General features: G+C 52.0%; 12 protein-coding genes. All 12 read right to left on the bottom strand.

Annotation, left to right across the window (positions count from 1 at the left end; genetic code table 11):
• Nucleotides 1–3: 3 nt before the first annotated feature.
• Nucleotides 4–1,113 (bottom strand): phage tail protein, encoded by a 1,110-nt coding sequence (locus tag KDK14_RS21595; protein WP_257263537.1) that lies wholly within the window; start codon nucleotides 1,111–1,113, stop codon nucleotides 4–6.
• 49 nt (nucleotides 1,114–1,162) lie between these two features.
• Nucleotides 1,163–1,519, bottom strand: a complete 357-nt coding sequence (locus KDK14_RS02980) for a hypothetical protein (RefSeq protein WP_257263536.1) — start codon at nucleotides 1,517–1,519, stop codon at nucleotides 1,163–1,165.
• On the bottom strand, nucleotides 1,519–1,779 hold the full coding sequence (locus tag KDK14_RS02975; protein ID WP_257263535.1) for a hypothetical protein: 261 nt from the start codon (nucleotides 1,777–1,779) through the stop codon (nucleotides 1,519–1,521). Before KDK14_RS02975 ends, KDK14_RS02980 begins: the two co-directional genes overlap by 1 nt.
• Complete coding sequence (locus KDK14_RS02970) at nucleotides 1,779–2,051, bottom strand: DUF6682 family protein (RefSeq protein WP_257263534.1); 273 nt, start codon at nucleotides 2,049–2,051, stop codon at nucleotides 1,779–1,781. Before KDK14_RS02970 ends, KDK14_RS02975 begins: the two co-directional genes overlap by 1 nt.
• A 3-nt stretch (nucleotides 2,052–2,054) precedes the next feature.
• Nucleotides 2,055–2,372 carry a hypothetical protein gene (locus KDK14_RS02965; protein ID WP_257263533.1) on the bottom strand — a complete coding sequence of 106 codons (318 nt, stop codon included), beginning with the start codon at nucleotides 2,370–2,372 and terminating at the stop codon, nucleotides 2,055–2,057.
• A gap of 112 nt (nucleotides 2,373–2,484) precedes the next feature.
• Nucleotides 2,485–3,255: a hypothetical protein gene (locus KDK14_RS02960; RefSeq protein WP_257263532.1), complete on the bottom strand. Its 771-nt coding sequence runs from the start codon at nucleotides 3,253–3,255 to the stop codon at nucleotides 2,485–2,487.
• Between the two features lie 129 nt (nucleotides 3,256–3,384).
• Nucleotides 3,385–3,891: a hypothetical protein gene (locus KDK14_RS02955; protein WP_257263531.1), complete on the bottom strand. Its 507-nt coding sequence runs from the start codon at nucleotides 3,889–3,891 to the stop codon at nucleotides 3,385–3,387.
• An 83-nt stretch (nucleotides 3,892–3,974) separates the two neighbouring features.
• Nucleotides 3,975–4,376 (bottom strand): hypothetical protein, encoded by a 402-nt coding sequence (locus KDK14_RS02950; RefSeq protein WP_257263530.1) that lies wholly within the window; start codon nucleotides 4,374–4,376, stop codon nucleotides 3,975–3,977.
• A 188-nt stretch (nucleotides 4,377–4,564) separates the two neighbouring features.
• Entirely contained in the window at nucleotides 4,565–6,604 is a 2,040-nt protein-coding gene (locus KDK14_RS02945; protein ID WP_257263529.1) for a hypothetical protein, read from the bottom strand.
• A gap of 106 nt (nucleotides 6,605–6,710) precedes the next feature.
• Entirely contained in the window at nucleotides 6,711–8,318 is a 1,608-nt protein-coding gene (locus KDK14_RS02940; RefSeq protein WP_257263528.1) for a hypothetical protein, read from the bottom strand.
• Complete coding sequence (locus KDK14_RS02935) at nucleotides 8,294–8,599, bottom strand: hypothetical protein (RefSeq protein WP_257263527.1); 306 nt, start codon at nucleotides 8,597–8,599, stop codon at nucleotides 8,294–8,296. The genes KDK14_RS02940 and KDK14_RS02935 overlap by 25 nt, the downstream gene beginning before the upstream one ends.
• Before the next feature lie 56 nt (nucleotides 8,600–8,655).
• Nucleotides 8,656–8,904: a hypothetical protein gene (locus tag KDK14_RS02930; protein WP_257263526.1), complete on the bottom strand. Its 249-nt coding sequence runs from the start codon at nucleotides 8,902–8,904 to the stop codon at nucleotides 8,656–8,658.
• Nucleotides 8,905–9,023: the final 119 nt, after the last annotated feature.

The following is a 9,023-nucleotide window of genomic DNA, read 5'->3' as shown; positions in this document are numbered from 1 at the left end:
TCCTCAATTTTCTGCCATCCTCGCTACGGGCGCTATTCTCGGACAGGCTCCTAGCTGAATATCAGTACCGGTATCTGCGGTGAAATGCGTGCCCTTAATCAACTTCAGGCCATCCACAAACACACTGACAGGCCGGTTGATTTCATAGTTATGGCTAAACGTCTGCTGTCCGGCAATGCCGCTATAAACTGAGCGTTGGGAAACGGCAAGCTGCGATACCAGGTTGGGTCCGGCTATTCCCTTGATGATCACCATGGCAGCACGGTTACGGGGACGAGTTTCATCGCCTCCCCGGCTGTTGCTCAACATCCACCGCTCAGTGCCTTCCGCAGTGTCACCGGTACCCAGGTCGTGATACTGGCCTCTGATCACCGCCGGGTCGGCAGAGGTACCGAACGGCATCGCATCCCACTTGGATTCATTAATGGCGATTGCGACTTCATGGGCATGGTTCGCCACCTCATCGGCCTGATGGCTGCCCAACACCCGGTCAGCCACACCCCGGCCATGATCCCAACCCCGGATAAACTCGCCACGGTAGTCCGGCAGAAATGCCTTACCAGCTTCTATCCTGTCTTTATACAGGGCAAACAGCTCCGGATACTCGCCTTCAGCAATCTCCGAACCATCACACTCCAGCCAACCTGCCGGTGCGGTGTCTGATCCGTCCCACAGGGCAGTCAAACCAACCGGTGTGGTTTCCAGAAAGGTATCACTGACAGCGGTCCATGCCCCGTTATGTCGAAAATAGAGCTGGCCATCCTGCGATGCATCTTCTACATCGCCACCTCCGCCGGAACCACCTGTCTGTTCTTGCCAACTGGCCCTGGTACCATCGGTGACCAGCGCCTTGCCCTGATGGCCAGTCTGATCCGGTAGGCCATCGACTTCCGCCCAGGTTCTGTTTATACGGGCATACTGTTTGCCATCGTCGGGGGCCTCATCGGGTTTGCCTGCCAGGGCTTCGGCTAATTCTTCTGTTTCCGCAATGGTGTGTTGATGGGGGGCTGGCGGAAAATCATCCGGCTTATCCGTGACCTGCTCCCAACTCAGAAAGGGACCGAGATGGACAGTGATTGGCCTGACCACATCCTCCACAGTAACCTGAATCACATCATGGTTATCGTCCGCAGGACGATGGGCTGGTAACTGCTGTTATCCATTACGACGACAGCTCCACGTTATGGGTAACACTGGCCAACAGCAGCCAGCGTCCGGTCATGACGGTCTGCACCTCCTCTGCATCCGGTGATACCAGTTGCAGGTCGTAATAAAATTTCTGGGTTGCCAGGTTGCGGGTATCTTCCGGGACAATCTCCAGTGTCACCTCACTGCCGGTAATGGTGATCTCCTTGCGTAACGCCACTTCTTCGTCGCTCTGCAACGGGTGATACTTCATGGAAAAAATCAGCGTCCAACCGGTGTAATCCACAGGCAAATCATTTTTCCGGAACTCAATGGGGAAACTGATATTGTTGCCCCGAATATGGGGTTCAAGGTTCACCTCGATCACCGCCATTAGACAAATTTCCTTCTTGTCACCGATTGCTCGCCACTGCTGACACCGACCAACCCACGAATACGTTTCTTGTTCAATTCCCGCTCATACTTCTGCCGGTTCACTTCCGACAGTTGCGGGTTGGTCCAGGGCTCGTCCGGCATCATTTGCAGATCCGCCAGTACCCCCCAGCAGGCAAACTCAAGGGTAAGATTGGCCAGGTCGTCCGGCACTGAGGTGGCATCAAAGGCTGGCATCAGTGTCAGCTCAATGTCGTGCATTACATCCTTGTCAGGGATCGGGGCAACGTGCAATGCCGTGGTCTGAAAGTGGCGATAGTAGTAAGGGGTTCCAGCAGAAAGGTAAGGGGGCAGCAGATCACGGTTTTCCAGTCGGGTGCCGTCTTCTCGTAAAATGTTCTGAACTGTGGCAATATCACTGCCAGCAAGGCTTCGTTGTAACAGTCCAGCAGGTCACTGTTAGTCCAGCGCGGCACTGGGGTGTTGTCCTGAAGCAAGTTGCGCACCCGCTGGATGATGGCGGTAACCTTCATAACTTACAGTCGGTTTCCCCGCTGGTCACAGAACTCCAGATCCACCCCCATTCGTTTCTTCAGCTTGGGGTTGTAGATAAAGACGCTATTGGTGTTCTTGTTCAGTACAAACTGCAGAGGCTTTTTCCCCGCTTTGGCTGAAGGCACAGACTCCTCCAGCTCTTCCGACTCTTTCAGCAGATCACCACCGTTCATCAGTAAGCGTACTTCGTCTTTTAACTCATCCAGCTTCTTGCGCTTGTCCAGCTCCACGTTAAACATCTGCCGGGCAAAGGATTCCAATTCGTCCTTGCTGCGGCAGGTCTCCAGATCAAAGGCCATGTTTTAGTATCTCCATGAAAAGCTTTTCACCACAAAGACACGAAGACACAAAGAAAAGCTTTTTGTCTTTTCCTTCGTGTCTTTGTGACTTTGTGGTTCAAAAAAAAAGAGGTTAAGAGCGTTTGGCAGCCAGCAGCACACCTGCATCGGGCTTCAACACCTTGTAGCCATAGACCTGCAGACCACGATGCCCCATGCCGAAGTGCTTCTCCAGCGTCAGACTTTCATGCTTGATAAACTGCGAAGCAAAACCGGCAAAGTCCTTCACCCCCGCCATACACTGGGTCACCCCCGAAGCGGTGGCCAGGTTGTTGCTGCAGTAAAGGGTGAACCGGTCGATGATGCCGAGACGGCCATTACGAACGATGGAGGTACCATCACCGGCCAGAGAAGCATCCTTCAGCTCAGACTTCTTGATCATGCCGCAGACCCAGGGTGGCAGCACCAGCCAACGACCGGACTCGGGAATATTCTTCTCGTCCAGCAGGGTGCCCATATCAACGATGTAATCCAGCACATTGGACTTATCCACAACCACGCCGGTACCGCCGCCGTCGATCTTGTTGTCCGGATGCACATCGGTGTAGATATTTCCCAGTACATCGCCGTCTACCGCGATCTTCATGTTCTCCGCTGCATCGGCAGAAGACTCGTTGATCAGCTCAATGTTGGACTGGGCACTCTGGATGTAATCATCCTCAAAGGCGTAGTACTTGGTCTTGTCGATGGGCAGTTCCACCTTGGGTGGTTCCAGATCCTGATACTCAACCCCGGTGGCGCGATCATAATCCGCTACCGCGATATCAGGCCGTGTACGGATCACCACCCTGGAGCCTTCGGACTGGATCTCGCCTTCCCAGTTGGTGTTACAGATGGCGGACAACACGGTTCGTTTTAGAACTTCGCGTTGAGCTTTTTGGAATAAATAACCGACAGGGCATTTGCCATAGCCCCTGTTGGAAACGTGGTCGTTGCCATGATTCAGATCCCTTGAATCTCTTTCGAGAAACGGTTAGAGCCGACCTTCCTGCTTAATCCACTGGGCCAGAACCTCATCGAGTTTTTCCTCGTTGGCATCAAACTCTTTCTGCGGCATAGCCGCTATCTGTTCCAGTGTCATAGCGGGTTGGCGACCCTGAGTGGTCGGTGTCGAGCGGGACCGCACTGGCGGTTCGCTCATCTGTTTTGCCTGCTGCATTTTTTGTGCTGGATCAAGTGCCGGTTTTGCTACAGGTTTGTTCAGACCGGCGGCCTCTTTATAGAGACTCATGACCTGCGCTGCCCCCAATGGGCTGACACGACTTAACTCCTTAACATCAGCCGTTTGTCGTACAAACCAGCCTTTAAAGTCCTCACTGGCAGAGATCTGTTCCACATCCGGATGAAGACTACGCAACTTGCTCCAGAATGCCTGTCGAGCCTGATCGGCCTCCTGCTCCTGCCGTGCCTTCTCAATCGCTGCCAGCCGCTGCTCCAGTTTCCGGTTGAGCTGTTCCGACTCATCCAGTTTGTTAAACACCGGATCAAGTTCCTGGTAATCCTTACGGAGTTCCTGAAACTGATCAGACGGCTCTGGTTCGCTATTGGGTTGGTTCAGCTGACTCAGACTCTGCTGCTCAGCAGGTCCACTTTAGCCTGCAACAAAGCCATCTGTTGCTGAAGCTCCGTATTGCTACGCTCCAGATCAGCGGCTTTCTGCGTAGCCTGGGTCATCAGGGCATGGGCATTCTTTCGGGATTCTTCCGCCTTGGCGTACTTGTCCTGCCAGTCTTCATCGTTGTCTTCAAGAGATGCAGAAGCAGGCGGCTCTGACGGTTCGTCAGTAGCATCCAACTCCGGTTCAGGTGGCGAGGGTAACTCATCAGCGGGCGGGTTCTGGTCGGTCTGCTTGTCCTGCTCGTCCTCTTGCTGTGCAAAAGAGGCAGGGGCTTCCGTATTCAGACCCATAAGAGCTGCCAGTTCGGCGTCAGTTTCCTGATCCAGCTTTTCGGCATCAATTGCCATCTTCACTCTCCCTGTGGGGCACTGAGGCTTGTCCACATTTGGTTTAGCCTGATCTTGTGGGGCTCAGGCTTATCCACATATTTCAGGCATAAAAAAACCACCTTTCAGTGGCTTGGTTAAATTATTTTTGTTGTATGTAGGTTCGTGACCGATGGGATAACTGCATCAGATCACTGAGTTCCTGCGCCTTACCCTGCAGGATGCGTAATTCCGTTGAATCCTGAGCGTGGGTCATTTTCTCCAGCAGCTCGGTTCTTCGACGTTGCAGGTGCTCCACCAGCATCTGGTAATCCGGGTTGTCCTCCAGCCGCAGAATCGCTTCCGCTTCCTGGCTGGTCAGGTGCAGTGGATTGGGCATACATTTCCTCCTCTGGGCGCAGGGCTTTATCCGGATCAATATCCAAAGATTTCAGGTATTCGTTATACAGATAACGGTGATCGGTCATGGGACCCAACACCGGATTCATGCTGACGTTCAGGGCATTCATCATCCGCTCTGACTGCAGCTCTTTGGCCACCAGCGCGGCACTGCCCGTGGCCACCACATCCAGATCGCCCCGCTTGGCATCTTCACTGTCGCTCCAGCGCATGGCGAAATTGAACAGGCTGTCGATCAGGGGAACCGTGGCGTAGTCGTCTATATTTTTCACCACGCTTTTCAGGGCCACATTGGCGGCTGTCATCAGCATACTCATGCCACTGGCAGTCTTATTCAGGTTTTGGGTCTGTTCGCCATGGGTATAACTGGGTAGAGAGGTTTCTTCATCTGCAAACCTCCGGAACATTTCAAAGATGCCGGACAGATCCTTCTGGTTACTCTGAATATTGATGGCTTGAATCATAGGACCTTCACCGGCTTCACCGTCATAAAACCAGAGTCGGTAAGGGTAGATTTTCTTGGCATCTTCCAGGCTCATCCCTTCCGGAAATTTGCTTACATCCATTTGAAACATGGGACCTGCAGTCAGGGCTGCATTATCCAGCAAGGCTCTGCCGGTAGAGTTCATCACATCCTGGCTGTCGTTCATCATGTAAGGGATGCCGATGCCCCAGAACCGATGCAGCACACTTTCATAAGGAACAAACTTGTAGGGGATCGCTTCGGGCTTCAGCGGGTTCAGTCTGGCCATAATCATCCGGCCATCGCAGATCCAGATATTGGCCTGATACTCTGCCTGCTCATCAATATCGGTAACGCCATACTCCATCAGCTGATGACCATCTACCGGCCCCCAATACTCCAGCACATCAAAACGCTGGGGCGTAACATATTGCTCATCGTTATTGTTGATATTGCGCAGTTCCCGTTCGTAATCTTCAGGAACATGATTACCCTGGGGAGACTCCATCAGAATGGCGTGAATGGTATCGGTCTCAAAACCAGGGCTGCCTGCTAATTCTCTGAACTCATGTTTGGTCAGCACATGGCGTCGAAACAGATCATCAGGTTTCCCTGGATCATGGGAATAGGGATCGGGAAACAGGTCAAAGACACTGACCCATTCAATATCCGGCTCGATGCTCTGATGCTCGTTGAGTTTCCATTCATCCCCTTCACTTTCCCACTTCTCATGGTTCCGGATATTCAAAGTAGCTACCTTGATGCAGCCGGTTCCCAGGGTTACCTGCTCACGAGCCATTTTTTTGATTTCGGTAAGTGCGTTGGCATTGATGAGGTAGTCCTTGATTAACCGCTTCATCTTCATGGCTGCGGTATTGGCCTTTTCCAAGGCTTCTGCCAGCAGTTCCCGCTCCATTTCATCGTTACGTTCCTGGATGAGTTGGTTTCGGATTCGGGGATCAAGTCGATAGGGAAGCAGTTCCTGAATGGCCATCATCCGGATCTGCTGTTTAATGGAAGCGGGAATATCAGACAGAGGACTGGGAACAATATCCCAGAAGCTATCCACATTCTGAAATAGCAGATCAATAAGTCGGGAGTAGGCAGCATTGACTTTGGTAGCAGTGATCTTGATAAACACCCGGCTCAAGGCCTGCTGCTGTTCCATCACCTTTTCCTGCTCGGGTCCGTACTCACCCTTCACGGCACGCAGTGCATCCAGCCACTCGTCTTCCACTTCTCGTCGTGCTTCCCGATAACCCTGCCAACGGCTGTAGAGATCTGAAGCAAAGGCATCACGTACAGCTTGTTCACGACGCTCATTGTCCATCTCAGCCTGAGTCACCTCATCCGGGGTGGCGACCATCACCAGTCCGTGCTCCATCACCTGACCTTCTTGCCTCTGCGACGCTGCCACTCAAGACGATAACCGGCCATAATGGCTGGCCAGCTCCCCACCACCTGCTGAGTAAAAAGAATGATTGTCCGTTCCATCAGTAAGCCGATTTCCCTGGAGAGCGATATTTCAGTTCATTGATATTGATTTTCCTGCGGGGCAACTTCAGCACCATTTGTTGAGCGATGGCATAGCTGACCACCCGATCATCAAAACAACCTTCCTGGGCGTTGGTAGCACCATTATCTTCAATGACGTAGGTCTGGCATTCCTTTACTGTCTCTACGCTACAGATCCCTGCATCGCCATCCCTGAGCAATGCAGCCAGGTGATCAATCATTAACGGTTTTGATTTGGTCGTAGTGAGCCAGCCGATCCGCTTGGTGCGTTTCTGGGTACGCTGATCCACCGTGGTTTCCATATAGAGATTGGGATACTTCAGGTCTTTGAGTTTGGTGATGGTGGCCAGTCCGTGGTTGTTTCTTTCCACACCGATCAAGGCATTGTTGTAATAACGCCCCAAGTGATTCAGCATCTTGCCCACGTCGTCCGGTGCCACATGGCCAGACCAGTGGGCAACTTGATAACCGGAACGGTCTAATACGTCGATGGATGAATAATCGCCATGCTTGTGTTTGTCATTGACCGGCGCCAATCCTTCTGCCACATCGCAGCCAATGACATACTGCTGACTCCCCTCCACTGGGTACCAGATGTTCAGTAATCCCGTTTTTTTCCGGTTTAAACCATTAGGTGTCAGCTCACACTGCCATTTGGGCGAGTAGCACTCCTGCCTGGCGGCTTCGGTATGTTTGGGATCAAAGACAGGCCGACCAGAGAACAGAAAAGCTTCCTGAATATTGCAAGGGTATTCCTGCTTGAACTTGTCTTCCGACTTCAGCTCATAAATTTTCTGGCGACGCCACTGCAGCTGTTCATCATTCAGGTCATACTGCTGCTTCAGGTATTTTTCGTCGGAATCTGTCGTGAAGTCGGCGGGGACTTGGGCACGGTATTCGTCCTGCCAGAACCAGGGGATAAACACCAGTTCAAAATCACCGCGCCCAACATCAGCGTCCATAACATAATCATAAAACACACCACCAACGCCGTTAGCAGTGCTCTCCAGAATGACCCCAGTATTGTTTTCATTGGGTACTGCCTGTAATACGCCCGCCAGGTGCTCATCCGCATTAGGCCAGAAGGCTACTTCAGATCCATGGAATAGTTGCGCAGTGGATGATCGACCTGCTCCCTTATTGCCAGCAGTACCAACCCGATATCCGGAGTCATGAAAAAACTCCAGTAACTTGGAGCTTTTGTTTTTCAGTTCCCTCTGAGTAAACGGTGGCTGATTCTCGTGGTACCTTTGCACCATATCAAACAGATTGGCGGTGGCATCCACTTCATGGGTCAGGATATAGGCCCTTAATCCCTTGCGATTGCTCACCAGCCAGTAAAAGCGACCTTCAGTATAAGTTGAACAGCCCTGCTGTCTGCCCTTAAGCACCACAATTCTGACCTTACCTGTGCGCTTTCTCTGGTCTTCAATCCGGCTATCCAGATAACGCTGTGCTTTGTTCAGCTGAAAGGGAATCACTTTGGCGCTTTTGGTGCGGATCTTCAGGCACTTGCTGGCGTAAAACGTAAACTCGGTGAGCAGCCGTTCCCTGGCTGGCTTTACCCGTCCTTCTCTTCCAGCCATTCGTCCAGCGTCGGTATCTTTTCCGCCACCACGGTCTGCTCATGACGATCCCGCCAGTGGTAACGGTTTTTCATATACATAATCAGCATGGCGGGGGAAACATCCTTGTTAATACCCAGCGCTCCCTGCATATATTTCTCTTCCCAGAACACTTCTGCCAACACATCCGCCTGGGCCACAGCTTCGGCAAATTCTTCATGCTTATCGATGTACGACAGAAATGTGTTATAGCTGATTCCCATTTCTGTAGCCGTGGCCTTTCGGCTTAAACCGGTGCTCATCAGCTCCTTAACCTGATCGCACATTTCCGGCTTGTATTTGCAATGATTGGCCATGGTTAGAAAAACTGTTTGATGGCAAAGGCAATAATGCCTGCTGTGGTGGTGGCAGCAATCCACTGAATAACACTGCTGATGGTGGAATTCTTCAATACAGCTTTCTCGATGGCATCCAACCGTTCCTCACTGCGCTTTTCCCTCAGAGCCAGGTTCACCATCCGTTCATCGTGTTTGGCCAGGGTCTGCAAGATCTGGGTAATGCCATCCAGCTTCTGCTCAATGCGATTGAAGCGGTCTTCATCACCCATAACTATCTCCTTGCGACACCCTTGAGTTTTTCCAGCGTCCGGGCACCTCCCAAGCCCAAAAGACAACCTGATTACCACTGATCGTACGTCATGAATCAGCTGCTATAATAAACGTCGAT

The sequence above is a fragment of the Endozoicomonas sp. ONNA2 genome, from assembly GCF_024606365.1.
GTDB lineage: Bacteria > Pseudomonadota > Gammaproteobacteria > Pseudomonadales > Endozoicomonadaceae > Endozoicomonas.
The sequence above is the reverse complement of the archived record's forward strand: the minus strand, read 5'-3'. Positions and strand labels throughout refer to the sequence as shown.

Excerpts from the sequence above, each read along its gene's own strand:
- KDK14_RS02965 (WP_257263533.1), bottom strand. The coding sequence starts at position 2,372 with ATGGCCTTTGATCTGGAGACCTGCCGCAGCAAGGACGAATTGGAATCC.
- KDK14_RS02950 (WP_257263530.1), bottom strand. The coding sequence starts at position 4,376 with ATGGCAATTGATGCCGAAAAGCTGGATCAGGAAACTGACGCCGAACTG.
- KDK14_RS02970 (WP_257263534.1), bottom strand. The coding sequence starts at position 2,051 with ATGAAGGTTACCGCCATCATCCAGCGGGTGCGCAACTTGCTTCAGGAC.
- KDK14_RS02980 (WP_257263536.1), bottom strand. The coding sequence starts at position 1,519 with ATGGCGGTGATCGAGGTGAACCTTGAACCCCATATTCGGGGCAACAAT.
- KDK14_RS02935 (WP_257263527.1), bottom strand. The coding sequence starts at position 8,599 with ATGAGCACCGGTTTAAGCCGAAAGGCCACGGCTACAGAAATGGGAATC.
- KDK14_RS02930 (WP_257263526.1), bottom strand. The coding sequence starts at position 8,904 with ATGGGTGATGAAGACCGCTTCAATCGCATTGAGCAGAAGCTGGATGGC.
- KDK14_RS02975 (WP_257263535.1), bottom strand. The coding sequence starts at position 1,779 with ATGCACGACATTGAGCTGACACTGATGCCAGCCTTTGATGCCACCTCA.
- KDK14_RS02940 (WP_257263528.1), bottom strand. The coding sequence starts at position 8,318 with ATGGCTGGAAGAGAAGGACGGGTAAAGCCAGCCAGGGAACGGCTGCTC.